Consider the following 14,053-nt stretch of genomic DNA (forward strand, 5'->3'; position numbering starts at 1 on the left):
GTCGTGCGATCGAGGGCGTGCGATGGATCATTATGCAAACGAGTCCGCCCGGCCCAGCCCCTGTTGATGGTCCGTGGCCACCCGACTAACATCACCCGGGTGACCACCTCCATCCATCTCGCAGTTCTCGACGACGAAGCAGACATCACCATGCTGCTCGCCAACTACCTTGCAGGCCACGGCTTTCGCGTCAGCCAGCTGCATTCCGGTACAGCGCTCATGGACCTGATGGCACGCGACGCGCCCATGCTCGTGCTGCTCGACCTGGGCCTGCCCGGCGAGGACGGCTTCGCCATCGCGCGCCAGTTGCGAGAGCACTGGCGCTGCGGGCTGGTGATCGTCACCGGCCGCGGCGATGCGGTCGACAAGGTGGTCGGCCTCGAGGTCGGGGCCGACGACTACGTCACCAAGCCTTTCGATCTGCGCGAATTGCTGGCGCGCATCAAAGCGGTGCTGCGCCGCCTTACACCTGGTGAACAAGGCCAGGGAAAAGCGAACGCCGAAGCCGCGACGACGCTGCTGCGCTTCGCGCAGTGGGAGCTCGACACCGCGGCACGGCGCCTGCTGGATCCCGACCGAATTGAGGTGCCCCTGACCACGGGCGAATTCGACCTGCTGAACACGCTGGCGACGCACCCGGGCCGCGTGCTGTCGCGGGACTTCCTTCTCGAACACACCCGCGGCCGCGACGGCGGCCCCTTCGACCGCACCATCGACGTCCAGATCGGGCGGCTGCGCAAAAAGCTGGAAGCCGACCCGAACAATCCACAGATCATCAAGTCGGTGCGTGGCGCCGGCTACATTCTGGTCCCCAAGGTCGAGGCGGGTTGATGAAGCAGAAATCCCTCGTTCCCGGATTCGACGACGGGGCGGTATTCCGCTCGCTCTTCGCTGCCTATCCCGACGCGCTTCTGCTGGTCGATCTTCAGGGCGTGATCGGACTCGCCAATCCGGCGGCGCTCGATCTGCTGGGCTATTCGGCAGACGAACTCGTCGGACTTTCGGTCGACGAACTGGTGCCCGACGCGATCCGGCCGCGCCATGCGGCCTATCGCAACGCCTATGCCGACCACCCGCGCACGCGCCCGATGGGCATGCAGATGGACCTGGTCGCCAAACGGCGCGACGGCAGCACGGTGATGGTCGAGATCGCGCTGAGTCCGTTGCAGGACCACGGCCTGCCGTATGTCGTGGCTGCGATTCGCGGCGTGAGCGCTTATCCGCGCGTCAAGCAGGCCTTGCAAAGAGCCCGGTATGCCGAGCATCTCGCCCAGTTCGGCCGCTTTGCGGTCGATGCGCGGGAGCCGCAAGAAATGCTGGAACTCGTGCCCGCGATCGCGGCCGAAGCACTCCAGGTCGAGACGGCCGAGATCCTCCTGCTGGAGCCGAACGGCCTCGAGTTCCGCGTCGCGGCCATCAGCGGCGCATTGCAGGATCTCGCCGTCGGGGATCGAGTTCCCAATTCGCCCACCTCGCCTGCCGGCAGCGTCATCGCCGTCGGCAAGGCGGTTCTGGTGGCGGACCATGCGCTGGACACCCGCTTCGAGCTGGCGTCGCGTGCCATGGAACGCGGCCTGCCAAGCGAGCTTGCCGTGCCGCTTCTGGATCGCGGCCGGACCATTGGTGTCCTGGCCGTGCACTCGAGCACGCGCAGCCGCTTCGGCGACGACGAGCTTCGATTTCTCGATTCGCTATCGAGCCTGCTGGGGACCGTCCTGCAGCGCGCGCAGAGCGAGGAGGCGCTCAACCATGCCCAGCGGCTGGAGACCGTCGGTCAGCTGACCGGCGGCGTCGCGCACGACTTCAACAACCTGCTGACCATCATCTCGGGCAACCTGCAGGTGCTCGAGGACGCTCCTGCGTGCGCCGGCGATCCGTTCATCCAGCAACTCGTCGGCGCCGCCGCGCGTGCCACACGCCGAGGCGCCGAGCTGACGGGCAAGCTGCTCGCGTTTTCGCGGCGCCAGGTGCTTCAACCCACGGTCGTCGACGCCGCTGCGCTGCTGCACTCCCTGACCGACATGCTGCGCCGCACGCTCGATCAGCGCATCGTCATCACGCTCGATGCCGAAGAGGCACTGTGCCTGGCGGACCCGGGGCAGCTCGAATCCGCGCTGTTGAACGTCGCCATCAACGCGCGCGACGCCATGCCGCAGGGCGGCACACTGGCCTTTGTCTGCCGCGCCGCTCCCTCGCTGCCGGCCAGTCTCGATGCCGAGCGCGGGCCGGCCAACGAGGCCGGCTACGTGGCAATCTCCATCTCGGACACGGGCTCGGGCATGCCCGAGGCCGTCAAGGAGCGCGCCTTCGAACCCTTCTTCACCACGAAGGAAAGCGGCCGCGGTACCGGCCTTGGCCTTTCGACCGTCTACGGCTTCGCCAAGCAATCACGCGGCGCCGTCGGTCTCAGCAGCGCGCCCGGCGCCGGCACCACGGTGACGCTCTATCTCCCGCGCGTGGACGAGGATGGCTCTGCCGACGAGGATTTCGACGCTACGGCGTCGGGCAGCGTGCCCGCGAACCTGCGTGTCCTGCTGGTCGAGGACGATCCCGAGGTCCTGAGCGTGGTGGAGAAGTTCCTTGCTTCGATGGCCTGCGAGGTCGTCGCCTGCGCGAACGCCGAAGAAGCATTGCGCTTGCTCGCATCGGAACCCGGCATCGGGCTGCTGCTCACCGACATCCTGCTCGGCACCGGCATGCGCGGCACCGAGCTGGCCGATGCGGTGCGCACGCAGTTTCCCGGCCTGCCGGTGCTGCTGATGTCGGGCTATTCCAGCAAACTGCTCGATGAGCCCCAGGGCTGGGAGCTGCTGCGCAAACCCTACACGCGCACCGAGCTCGAGCATGCCATCGTGAGGGTCCTCAACGCAGCTCAGTGAAGGGCGGCGGCGCTCATCGGTGTGGCGAGGCCCTGCATGAAGCTCGTGAGCGCCTCCACCTGCGGGATGTGGATGTCGCGCCGACCCTTCTCGGTGAAACGGATCACGTCGCCACGCGCCAGTCGGGAGAGCGCACGGCTCACGCTCTCCAGCGTCATGCCGAGGTAATTGCCGATCTCGGCGCGCGTCATGCGCAGCGTGAATTGGTCGGTACGCAGGCCGCGCTGCGAGAGCGCGTCGGCCCAGTAGCGCAGGAAACCGGCCACGCGGGCGTCGGCGGGCAGCGTGCACAAGGACAGCATCGAATCGTGATCGCGCGTGAGCTCGCGGCTCATGGCCTCATGCAGCGCAGTCAGCAGCGCAGGGGTGCGGACCGCCGCCTGGAGCAAGGCGTCATAGCGGATGGCCCAGACCTCGCCGGTGTCCATCGCGACCGCGTCGCAGCCATACCGTGACATGGCGATCCCGTCGAGGCCCAGCCAGTCGCCCTTGAAATGAAGACCGACCACCTGCTCGCGCCCTTCGCTCGACAGGTTGACCATCTTGAAGAAGCCTGAATTCACGATGTAAAGGCACCCGAACTGCTGGCCCGCCTGATAGATCGTGTCCCCCGTGCGCACGATGCGCCGCTGGATCGGCAGGCTGTCCTGCAGCAGTTGCAGCATGTCCGCAATGCGTTGGACGGTGGACCGGGTGCACCTGGGAACGCTCGTCGTTTTCACTTTCTTGCTCCTTGCGAATCGATGGTTGAAGCTTAGAAAGCCAGTGCAACAGCGACGCCAACGTGACGGCTGTCTCGGTAACAGTGGGTGAATGCTTTGTGTCTCGTTGGTAGCGACGCCCACAGAACGCCTGATCGTTGACGGCGATCAAGGTCGAGATGGCGACAGGCTATACCTTCGCTGTGTGCAATCTCGCCTCTCAATCCCTTCGCACTGCTTGTCGCCTCGCGAGCCACTGCGCGCCGGCCATATCCTCGCGGTCTTCGCCGCCGCCCGGCGACTGAGGACCGCGGCGAAAGCGGGTACGGTCGGCAAGCCCCTGCGCGGCAAGAACATCGCCCTGCTGATCGGCACGTCGTCCGAGGGAGAAAGGTCGGCGCTCCATGGCGCGGCGTTGGAGCTTGGGGCGCACGTCGCCGAGGTGAGGTTCGCCGAGCCTGCAGAATCAGCGCATTCCAACGGCGACATTCGCACGCTGGCACGGATGCTGGGCCGCATGTACGACGCGATTGACTGCGGAACGATGCCTTCGGCAGCCGCCCGTCAGTTGGAAAGGGAAGCCGGGGTGCCCGTCTACCAGGGGCTGGGGATGGACGACCACCCAGCCCGGGCGCTGGCGGATCTCATGGCGCTGTGCGAGCATCGGCCACCGACAACGACCCGCGCGTCGATCCTCTTCCTCGGCGATCCGCTGACCATGCGGGGCAGCGCTTTCCTGTCCGCCGCCCGTGAGATAGGTTTCGAGGTGGAGATGGGAGGCCAATGCCAGGCGGCTTCGAACGATGCGACTTGTGTGGTCGATGCGACGAACGCCGGGCACTGGTCGCTGCTTTCGACGAACGGCCCGCTGGACGAAGCTTGGCGTTGCGAGAATCACCGCTTCGTGATGCAGACGGTACTGCTTGATACCGTCGCGCACGGTTGACCGATCGCCCGGGCGTCACGGCGGCGACACGCTGAACCGCCCCACTGCGCAACGCATGGCCGGCTTTGCCGCTATCGCAATGAGCGCACACCTCCACAGTGCCCTGCCCCTTCGGGAAAGGCGCCCAAACACCTAGGCTGCACACCGAATGCGAGCTCGGCTCAGCGCGGCCGTGGCAACGCCCTGCAGCTGGGTCCGAACGGTGGCAGGAGGTGATTGGTCGACGGCAGCCTGTCCGCGCCGCCGCTGCTCGCGCTCATGGCAGCGCTTCGATCTGAACGACAGGCAGCTGCGAACGCAGAAAGCGCAAAGCGTACTGGAGCGCCCCAGGGCTGCCGGCATGCAACGTGAAGAGCGGCTGTCCCAGCTCGACGTGGTCGCGTGCACGAACATGCATTCTTGCCCCGGCCGCCGGATCGCGCGGAGCGCCAGCCAATTTGGCCGCGCGCGAGATGAGCCGTGTGTCGATCGCAGACACTGTGCCGCACGCATGCGCAATCACATCCTCGGTGTGCGCCGCCCTGGGCGGCACGCGCAAGCCGCCCTGCGCTTCGCAGATCGCGAGGAACTTGGCCAGCGCGCGTCCATCCTCCAGCACCTCGCGCGCCAGCGCCTGCCCGCTACCGAGGGCAGTTTTTCCGGCCATTTCCAGCAGCAAGCCAGCAAGCAGCAATGCACGCTCGCGCAGGTCCTCCGGCGCATCGGCGCTGCGTTTCAGCACAGCCATCACGTCCATGGCCTCCAGCGCGGGCCCGATGCCGCGACCCACAGGCTGCGTGCCGTCAGTGAACACCGTGCGCACCTGCAGCCCCAATGCGGCGCCTACCGTTACCAGGCTGTGCGACAGAAGTTCCGCTGCGGCTGTGCTGCGTACCTTGGTTAACGGGCCGACCGGCAGATCGATCAGCACGCGCTGCGAGCCCGTCGCCGCCTTCTTGGAGAGGATGGAGGCCACCAGCAAGCCTTCGCTCTCCAGACTCAGCGGTCGCTCCACGCGAATCAGCATGTCGTCGGCGGGACTGATGCGGGTGGCGCCGCCCCATGCGATGCACCCCCCTTCCCTTGCGACGACGCGGCGCAGCGCCACCAGGTCCAGCTCGACGGGCGCCAGTGTCTCCATCGCATCGGCAGTTCCGGCCGCGGAGGTGATGGCGCGCGAGGAGGTCTTGGGCATCAGCACGCCGCACGCAGCGACGATCGGCACCACCAGCAGCGTCGTGCGGTTGCCTGGGAGGCCGCCGATGCAGTGCTTGTCCATCACTGGCGAGGTTCCCCAGTCGATGCGTTCGCCGACGTCGACCATGGCCCGCGTCAACGCGACCGTCTCGTCGAGATCGAGCCCGCCGCCAGCGCAGACCGTCACCAGGCACGCGAGGTGAATGTCGGAAAGCCGGCCACGGCTCACGTCCTCCATGAGCTCGCGCAAGGCGGAATAGCCAAGCCTGCTGCCGTGTACCTTGGCGCGAAGGTGCGCAAGCGAGGCGAGCACCGGCGGATGGCGCACCTCCACTTCATCGCCTGCTGCCGCTCCCAGCAAGGTCCAGGCGACCTCAGATAGCGCAATCTCGTCGCTGCCAAGCCAGTCGCTGCTCACGTGGTTCAGGATTGCGAGCAGATGGCGTCCGTTGGCGATCACCTCGACCTGCGCCTGCGCTTCGAAGCCTTCCGCCCGGCAGACAGGGCAGTCGCCGCGCATGTACACCACGGGTTGCTGATAGGTGTCGATGCCGGCCCGGCGTGCTCGCAGGTGTTCGAAGGACATGCGTGGATCGTTCTTCAGAGCTTGCGGGATTCGAGGTACTCCGGCACTGTGACCGGCCAGCCGTGACGCTCCTCGATGGCCAGCCGCAGCGCATCGGCGGCCACCGGCTCGCCGTGGGTCACGAAAACCCGCTTCGGCGCACGCAGCGCGCCGAGCCAGGCCAGCAGCTGTTCGCGGTCCGCATGGGCCGACAAGGTGTCCAGATTCGCCACTTCGGCACGCACCGGCACATAGACGCCGTGGATCTTGACCGATTCCGCACCACCCACCAAGGCGGCACCGCGCGTTGCGGCAGCCTGGAAGCCGGCGAACAGGATCGTGTTGCGTGCATCCGGCGCATAGGCCTTCAGGTGATGTAGCACACGGCCGCCGGTCGCCATGCCGCTGGCGGACACGATGATCGATGGAAACGTCAATGTGTTAAGCCGCTTCGACTCCTCCACCGTGTTGACGATGGTGGCCTCCTTGCTCATGGCTGCGCACTGCTCGGCGCTCAGTCGGTGCTCGTCGAGGTGATGCCGAAAGATGCGCGTGGCATCGGCCGCCATGGGGCTGTTCAGATACACCGGCATGTCGGGAATGCGGTGCGCCTTCTTGAGCAGGTGGATGCAGTGCAGGATGGTCTGCGCGCGCCCGACGGCGAAGGAAGGGATGACGACAACGCCGCCGCGCGCCGCGGTGCGGTTGACCACGTCGGCCAGCGCCATGAGCGTGTCGACATCGCGATGCCGGCGATCGCCATAGGTGGACTCCACGACGACATAGTCCGCCGGCTCGGGAGATTCGGGTGGGCGCATCACCAGGTCGTCGCTGCGGCCAAGGTCGCCGGAAAACAGGATGCTGCCGCCGGTCCAGGTGAGGTGCACGCTGGCCGCGCCGAGAATGTGTCCCGCGCGCTTCAGACGCCACGACCAGCCTGGCCATGGCGAGTGTTCCTTGTCGAAGGAGATCGCCTCGAAGCGCTTCAACGCAGCGCGGGCATCCTCCTCGGTATAGAGTGGTAACGCCGGCTTGTGCTTGGAATGCCCATGCCGGTTCGCGAAGTCGGCTTCCTCCTCCTGCAGCCGGCCCGAATCGGGCAGAAGCAGTTCGCAGAGGTCGCGCGTTGCCCCGGTGCAGTAGACAGGGCCCTTGAAGCCGAGCTTGACAAGCCGCGGCACGAAGCCGCTATGGTCCATGTGCGCATGCGTGAGCAGCACCGCGTCGATCTCGGAGGCCTTGACCGGCAAGGCCTCCCAGTTGCGCAGACGCAGTTGCTTCAGGCCCTGAAACAGGCCGCAGTCCACCAAGAGCCGGCGGCCCTCGTGTTCCAGCAGGTATTTCGATCCGGTGACGGTGCCCGTGCCACCGAGGAATTCGATGCGCATTGTTTCTCCTTGTTGAGTCGGAGCTTGGCAGCAGACGCACGCTTCGGCTTGATGTTCGTCAAGGTAGGAGCATGCTCGGCTGCGCATGATCGGCTTTTCGCCGGAGGCCCCCTTGACCATTCGCCATCTCGACCGCTTGCTGTCTCCGAACTCGGTCGCCGTGGTCGGCGCTTCGAACCGCCAAGGCAGTGTCGGCGCCACCGTCTGGCGCAATCTGCGCGCCGGCCATTTCGCGGGTCCGATCTATGCCGTCAATCCCAAGCACGCTGTGCTGGATGGCGCGCCCGTGTTCGCGAAGGCTGCCCATCTGCCCGGCGCACCGGATCTCGCCCTCCTGTGTACGCCGGCGCACACGGTGGCGCAACTGATCGCCGAACTCGGCGCGCTGGGCACCCGCGCGGCCATCATCGTGACCGCCGGTCTGAGTGCAGCGCAGAAGCAGGCAGCGCTCGATGCGGCAAAGCCCTATCTGATGCGCCTGCTGGGTCCCAATTGCATAGGCCTCCTGAGCCCGCACATCGGGCTGAATGCCAGCTTCGCCCATACCGACGCGCTGCCGGGGGAGCTGGCCTTCGTGTCGCAGTCCGGCGCGCTGGTCACCGCGGTACTTGACTGGGCCAAGAGCCGCGGCATCGGCCTGTCGCACCTCGTGTCCCTCGGCGACCACTGCGACGTCGATTTCGGCGATCTGCTCGACCATCTGGCGAGCGACGCGCGCACGCGATCCATCCTGCTCTACGTCGAATCGGTGGAGTCGCCGCGCAAGTTCATGTCCGCCGCGCGGGCGGCGGCGCGCAACAAGCCGGTGATCGTCGTGAAGGCCGGGCGCGCCGGTAACGGCGTGCGCGCCGCCGCCTCGCACACCGGTGCGCTGGCAGGTTCGGACGCCGTCTACGACGCCGCCATCCGCCGAGCCGGCATGTTGCGTGTCGACACGCTGCAGGACCTGTTCATCGCGGCGGAGACCCTGGCGCGTTTTCGCGGCAACCGCAGTGAATCGCTGACCATCATGACCAACGGCGGCGGCGCCGGCGTGATGGCAGCCGACGCGGCCGCGCGGGCCGGCATCACGCTCGCCGAGCCGAACGAGGCGCTGCTGGAACGCTTGAATGCGGTGCTGCCAGCCAACTGGTCGCACGCCAACCCGATCGACATCATCGGCGATGCACCGATCGAGCGCTACACCGACACGCTGTCGGCCCTGCTGGCCGACGAGGCGGCCGGCGCGGTGCTGTTCGTCCACGCGCCGACCGCGATCGTTCGCAGCGACGACATCGCGCGCGCCTGTCTGCCCTTGCTGCGTACAACCGGGCCGCGCGTCATGAGCGCCTGGCTCGGCGACGCCGCCGTCGCCCAGGCGCGTCAACTGTTCGAACAGGCCGGCATACCCGACTACCCGACGCCGGAGGAAGCCGTTCGCGCCTTCGCGATGCTGCAAACCTACAGATGCAACCAGGACACCCTGATCGAGGCACCGAGCGCCAGCGAGAACCCGGTGCCCGATGTCGCCTCGGCACACCGCCAGCTGGACGCCGTGCTCGCCGAAGGTCGCGAATGGCTTGGTGAGCAGGAGGCCAAGGCCGTGCTTAAGGCCTATGGCGTGCCGGTGGTGCCCACGCTCGCGGTTCCCGCCTCGGCCGAGGCCATTTTTTTAGCGGCGCGAGAAGTCGGCTACCCGGTGGCGCTCAAGATCGTCTCGCGCGACATCACGCACAAATCCGACGTCGGTGGCGTCCGGCTCGACCTGCGCGACCAGGCATCGCTGGACCATGCGGTCAGCGAGATGCTGCAGGCCGTGCGGATCGCCCGGCCCGATGCGCGCATCGACGGGTTCACTGTGCAGCCGATGGTGCGTCGGCCTCATGCCCAGGAAGTCATTGTCGGGGCCAGCATCGACAGCGTGTTCGGCCCTGTGATCCTCTGTGGCCAGGGCGGCACCGCGGTGGAGGTCACCGCCGACAGCGCCGTCGCCCTGCCCCCTCTCAACCGCAGCCTGGCGCGCGAGTTGGTCTCGCGCACGCGCGTGTCGCGCCTGCTGGCCGGCTACCGCGACCATCCGCCGGCTCAGCTGGACGCGCTCTACGACGTGCTGATCGCCGTGTCGCAGATGCTCGCGGACCTGCCGCAGTTGGCGGAACTCGACATCAATCCGCTGTATGTCGACGAATCGGGCGCCATCGCTCTCGATGCCCGCATTCGCGTCGCCGCGCGGCCGGTCGCCGGGGCGGAGCGCTTTGCGATCCTTCCGTATCCTTCGCAATGGGTCCGCACCCTGACCTGGAACGGCCGCGAGATCACGCTGCGGCCGATCCGCCCCGAGGACGAGGCGCAGCACCGGCGCTTTCTGGAGCAACTCGACCCGGAAGACATCCGCATGCGAATCTTCCAGACAAGGCGTGAGCTGCCGCGCAGCGAGCTCGCCCGCCTCACCCAGATCGACTACGACCGTGAGATGGCCTTCATTGCCGAAGGCTCCGACGCGCAGGGCGCACCCGAGACGCTGGGCGTGGCCCGTACCGTGAGCGATCCCGACCGGGTGGAGGCCGAGTTCGCCATTATCGTGCGCTCCGATCTCAAGGGCGCCGGGCTCGGCAAGCTGCTGTTCGCGCAATTGATCGAGCACGCCAGGAGCCGCGGAATCGGCCGTCTCGTGGGCATCATCCTGCGCGAGAACACGCGGATGCTGAACCTGGCGCGCGCCATGGGCTTCGAGGCCGATCCGGCGGAACCGGCCGATTCGGGCGTGCGGCGCGTGGTCAGGACATTGAACAGTCCGATCATCACCCCTTGATCCATCGCAAGGACGCCCGCCCATGTCTGGCGCACGATGGATGGCATTGAAGCCACAAGGAGCGTGCGCAATGAAGCGGAATGTTGGAGCTGCCGATCGCCTGCTGCGCATCACGGCGGGTGCCGCGCTCATCGGCCTGTCGGCTGCCGGGACGATCGGGCCATGGGGATATCTGGGCATCGTGCCCCTGCTGACAGGCCTCTTCGGCGCCTGCCCCGCCTACGCGCTGCTCGGCGTCGGCACCTGTGCCAGCGACAGCCCTCGGGGCCGGCCAGGACGACCGTGAATGTCGGCCCATCGAGGCGCCTTGGGAGATCTGCCATGTGGATGATCGTCGCGGTCTTGGTGCTGCTCGGCGCGGCGCTGCTGTGGCTCGCCCTCCAGGCGCTGATTGCCTGGATCACCCTGGATTGATGCTTCGCGATATCCCTGGCGCGCCGGCGGCTCGGCGAACGCGCAGCTTCAAGCGACACTGAAGGTATGAGCAACTCGCCCGGCCAGGCGCGGTCGTCGGCCTGGCCGTGGCGTTGGGCATCGGGCTCCTGCTCGGCTTCGAGCGCGAACGTCGCAAGGGGTCGCAAGGGCGACGGTGATCGGCGCGCCGCCGCAGGCCTGCGCACCTTCGCCGTTGCAGCATAGGCGGGCGCTTGCCGACCATCACTTCGTGCGCGGCGCCTTGGTCGCGGTCAGCGCCAACACGGTGACCCGATGTACCCTGGCCGCCATCGCGGGGGTTGCAGCTTCGCGCTGCGTATCGCCGCCGCCCTGTTTGCCAAACTCGCATGCACATGGGCCGCTGCCGTCTGGTTTGTGCTCCATTGAAGGCTAACCCGGCGCTAAGGCGCGGCCGAAGCTGTCTCTCCGCTCAGCGCCCGCCTTTTCGCCCGCCATGATTCCTCAGCGGCCTCGTGGCTCGCCTTTGCTGCCATGCGCAAGGCATCGCGCGCTGTCCGGAGATCTTCGTAGACAGCGCTCGCGGCGCTCTTGGCTTGCGCCGTGCTCGCCCCAGCGAACTGGTCGGACGCCGCCTCGATCTGCTCGAGCGCCCGATTCCAGGCGACAGAGGCTTGTTCGCTCGCCTGCGCCGCATGCTCGGCCGCTGTCTTGCTTTGGCTCGTCGCGCGATCGGCTGCAACAAGCGCCCTTTGCCAAGCGCGATGGGCGGACAGCCCGGTCTTTCGTGCCGCTTCGCCGGCCGCCTTCACGCGGCGATCAGAGGGCCGAGCTGCATACCTTCTTGCCTTGAGCAACGCCGCAGCGGCGTCCTTGGACGCGTTTCTTGTGGCCGAGGCTGCATCGAGAGCCGCCTGATATGCAACGTCATGGGCGGCCATGCCCTGCATCTGAAGGTCTGGCTGCGCGGGGCGCTGCTGGGCAGCGCAAGGGCTCATGAGCGCGGCGCAGACGGCCGAAAGTCCGATCAGCGCGATCATGTTGCGTCTCATGGTGTCTCCCTTCAGCGGCACCATATGTCGATCTGATGACTCAGGTCGATCCACAGCGCCTGAATTGCCACTGCCGCAAGCAGGCCGCCGGCAAGCCGGGTTCCCCATTCCTTGCGCGCAATGCTGGCACCTGAACGCAAGCGCTGCCACAGCCAAGGGGCCAGAACCAGCGACACGCCGCTGCCCACGGCAAAGAGGGCCATCGTCAGTGCGCCTTGCGCCGGTCCGTTGGCCAGCCCGGCAAGCATCAGCGCGGAATACAACAGACCGCAAGGCATGGAGACCCAGAGCGCACCCGTCGCGAGCACGCCGGCCATCGAACCGGTGAGCGGCCGCAGGCGCGTCGCGAGCGCGCGCCCGATACGGTGCGCCCAGAGTGGCTGTCGCCCGAGTGCGGCGAGCACCAGGCCCCAGGCGAGCACGAACACATGAAGCAGCACCCACAGAGGACGCAACGCCGCGACCTGTTCGCTTGCGAACCCGAGGCTCTGCATCGCCGCTGCGGCGGCCGCCCCGGCAGCCGTATAGCCCGCGATACGGGCCGCATGGAAGGCGACGGATGCGGAAACGGCCGGAGGGCTCGCCGAAAGCGGCGCCACACCACCATCCACCGGCACGCGCACGATGCGGATCACGCCGGCACAGGCAGCACCGCACATCGCGACGCAATGGGGCCCGCCGACCAATCCCATCAGGAGCGCAGTGCTGGCGAGCGCAGTCTGCATGATCAGACGATGCGCGAGAAGCGCGTGCGGTTGTGCTCGGCCGGGACGCGAGATGAATCGGCAGGGGCGAGGGCGAGAGATGTGTTCATTGCGGCGGTGGGTCTGGCAAGCAATGACCCACTATGCGGGCAGGTCGACCCGTCATCCTTGATGTGCATCAAGCCTGGGCGGCGCACCGCGTCACAGAATCACTGCAACCCTCGACGCCCTCCATGAAAGCCGAACACATCAAGGTCGCCTGCTCCAGTTGCACCCTGCGCGAGCTGTGCATGCCCGCGGGGCTGGAGCCGAGCGAGTTGAAACGCATCGACGAGATCGTGGCCACGCGGCGCAAGGTCCGACGACGCGAGACGCTCTTTCGCAACGGCGAGCCCTTCACCTCGCTCTATGCGATCCGCACCGGTGTCTTCAAGACCCGCGTGGCGACCGAGGATGGGCGCGACCAGGTCACCGGTTTCCAGATGGCCGGCGAAATCATCGGCCTCGACGGCATCGTCAACAACCAGCACACCTGCGACGCGGTCGCGCTCGAGGATGCCGAGGTCTGCGTGATGCCCTTTCACCGAATCGAGGAACTGTCGCGCGAGGTCGCGGCGCTGCAGCGCCACGTGCATCAGATCATGAGCCGCGAGATCGTGCGCGAGCACGGGGTGATGCTGCTGCTGGGAAGCATGCGGGCCGAGGAACGCCTCGCGGCTTTTCTGCTCAACCTCGTGCAGCGCCTGCACGCGCGCGGTTTCTCGCGCTCCGAGTTCGTGCTGCGCATGACCCGCGAGGAGATCGGCAGCTACCTCGGACTCACCCTCGAAACCGTGAGCCGAACGCTCTCCAAGTTCATGGAGGATGGGATCGTCGAGGTGGAGAAGCGCAATCTTCGCATCGTCGACGCCGAGGCGCTCCGGCGCATCGTCAATCCTCCCGGCTGTTGATCTCGGAGGCCGGCCTGGTCAAAAGCAGCGTCAGCGCGCTCGACCCTATCGCCAGCAGCCAGAAGACGAAGAAGCCGGCCGCATAGACTGTCTGGCGGGACAGGCCGACGGCCTCGCCGCGCCAGTGGAGGTCGCCGGGGTCGACCAGTGCAAACACCAGCAGTTCGGCCGCGCTCGCCAGCAGAAAGGCGGGCCAGAGAATCGACATCCAGTTGCGCGTCTTCATGACCATCAGCGCCTGGGTGCGGGCAGGTCGGCATCAGGCGTTGCCGCATGATTGCGGCCCGCCAGCGCGGGCATCAGTTTCTTTTCGATCAGATGCTTGTTGATCTCGATGCCCTGGCGGTAGTAGTCTGGCGCCACCACCGGATCGGGCGTGCGCAGGGCGAGCCAGAGCGTCACGAAGCTGGCGACGACGACCACCGCGGGCCCGGCCATCACCATCCACAGCAGCGGGAACTGCCACCAGGGTTCGCTCTTCGGGGAAGTCATCGCATGATCGTCCATC

The 14,053-nt window shown here is 67.0% G+C and carries 13 protein-coding genes; 6 read left to right on the plus strand and 7 right to left on the minus strand.

Going from position 1 to position 14,053, the window contains the following annotated elements; translation table 11 throughout:
* Window positions 1–66 precede the first annotated feature (66 nt).
* The gene (locus ACSQ86_RS36835) at window positions 67–831 is read left to right on the plus strand and encodes a winged helix-turn-helix domain-containing protein (protein ID WP_436294371.1); all 765 of its coding nucleotides are present in this window, start codon (window positions 67–69) and stop codon (window positions 829–831) included.
* Entirely contained in the window at window positions 831–2,879 is a 2,049-nt protein-coding gene (locus ACSQ86_RS36840) for a PAS domain S-box protein (RefSeq protein ID WP_436307666.1), read from the plus strand. The genes ACSQ86_RS36835 and ACSQ86_RS36840 overlap by 1 nt, the downstream gene beginning before the upstream one ends.
* Here the strand turns inward: ACSQ86_RS36840 and ACSQ86_RS36845 are convergent.
* Window positions 2,873–3,544 (minus strand): Crp/Fnr family transcriptional regulator, encoded by a 672-nt coding sequence (locus ACSQ86_RS36845; protein WP_436310861.1) that lies wholly within the window; start codon window positions 3,542–3,544, stop codon window positions 2,873–2,875. The genes ACSQ86_RS36840 and ACSQ86_RS36845 overlap by 7 nt on opposite strands.
* 241 nt (window positions 3,545–3,785) lie before the next feature.
* Between ACSQ86_RS36845 and ACSQ86_RS36850 the strand changes: the two genes are divergently transcribed.
* Window positions 3,786–4,526, plus strand: a complete 741-nt coding sequence (locus ACSQ86_RS36850) for a hypothetical protein (RefSeq protein WP_436310862.1) — start codon at window positions 3,786–3,788, stop codon at window positions 4,524–4,526.
* 256 nt (window positions 4,527–4,782) lie between these two features.
* Here ACSQ86_RS36850 and ACSQ86_RS36855 read toward each other — a convergent pair whose 3' ends face one another.
* Together ACSQ86_RS36855 and ACSQ86_RS36860 are read right to left on the minus strand one after the other, a co-directional pair.
* On the minus strand, window positions 4,783–6,288 hold the full coding sequence (locus ACSQ86_RS36855) for a thymidine phosphorylase family protein (protein WP_436310863.1): 1,506 nt from the start codon (window positions 6,286–6,288) through the stop codon (window positions 4,783–4,785).
* A 14-nt stretch (window positions 6,289–6,302) separates the two neighbouring features.
* Entirely contained in the window at window positions 6,303–7,655 is a 1,353-nt protein-coding gene (locus ACSQ86_RS36860; RefSeq protein WP_436307663.1) for an MBL fold metallo-hydrolase RNA specificity domain-containing protein, read from the minus strand.
* 112 nt (window positions 7,656–7,767) lie between these two features.
* Here ACSQ86_RS36860 and ACSQ86_RS36865 point away from each other — a divergent pair, with 112 nt between their 5' ends.
* The gene (locus ACSQ86_RS36865) at window positions 7,768–10,446 is read left to right on the plus strand and encodes a bifunctional acetate--CoA ligase family protein/GNAT family N-acetyltransferase (RefSeq protein WP_436307662.1); all 2,679 of its coding nucleotides are present in this window, start codon (window positions 7,768–7,770) and stop codon (window positions 10,444–10,446) included.
* Between the two features lie 70 nt (window positions 10,447–10,516).
* Entirely contained in the window at window positions 10,517–10,732 is a 216-nt protein-coding gene (locus ACSQ86_RS36870) for a YgaP family membrane protein (RefSeq protein WP_436307661.1), read from the plus strand.
* A 550-nt stretch (window positions 10,733–11,282) separates the two neighbouring features.
* On the opposite strand, the gene ACSQ86_RS36875 is transcribed toward ACSQ86_RS36870, so the two are convergent.
* Window positions 11,283–11,879: a hypothetical protein gene (locus ACSQ86_RS36875; RefSeq protein ID WP_436294363.1), complete on the minus strand. Its 597-nt coding sequence runs from the start codon at window positions 11,877–11,879 to the stop codon at window positions 11,283–11,285.
* A gap of 23 nt (window positions 11,880–11,902) precedes the next feature.
* On the minus strand, window positions 11,903–12,616 hold the full coding sequence (locus tag ACSQ86_RS36880; RefSeq protein ID WP_436294362.1) for a sulfite exporter TauE/SafE family protein: 714 nt from the start codon (window positions 12,614–12,616) through the stop codon (window positions 11,903–11,905).
* 212 nt (window positions 12,617–12,828) lie between these two features.
* Between ACSQ86_RS36880 and fnr the strand changes: the two genes are divergently transcribed.
* Window positions 12,829–13,545, plus strand: coding sequence for a fumarate/nitrate reduction transcriptional regulator Fnr (gene fnr / locus ACSQ86_RS36885; protein ID WP_093110211.1), 717 nt, complete (start codon window positions 12,829–12,831; stop codon window positions 13,543–13,545).
* On the opposite strand, the gene ACSQ86_RS36890 is transcribed toward fnr, so the two are convergent.
* A complete protein-coding gene (locus tag ACSQ86_RS36890) occupies window positions 13,526–13,771 on the minus strand; it encodes a hypothetical protein (protein WP_436307660.1) in 246 nt (81 codons plus the stop codon). The two genes, fnr and ACSQ86_RS36890, sit on opposite strands and share 20 nt — an antisense overlap.
* A gap of 5 nt (window positions 13,772–13,776) precedes the next feature.
* Complete coding sequence (locus ACSQ86_RS36895) at window positions 13,777–14,052, minus strand: FixH family protein (protein ID WP_436307659.1); 276 nt, start codon at window positions 14,050–14,052, stop codon at window positions 13,777–13,779.
* Window position 14,053: the final 1 nt, after the last annotated feature.

Source organism: Variovorax sp. LjRoot130, assembly GCF_964253755.1.
Taxonomy (GTDB): Bacteria; Pseudomonadota; Gammaproteobacteria; order Burkholderiales; family Burkholderiaceae_C; genus Variovorax.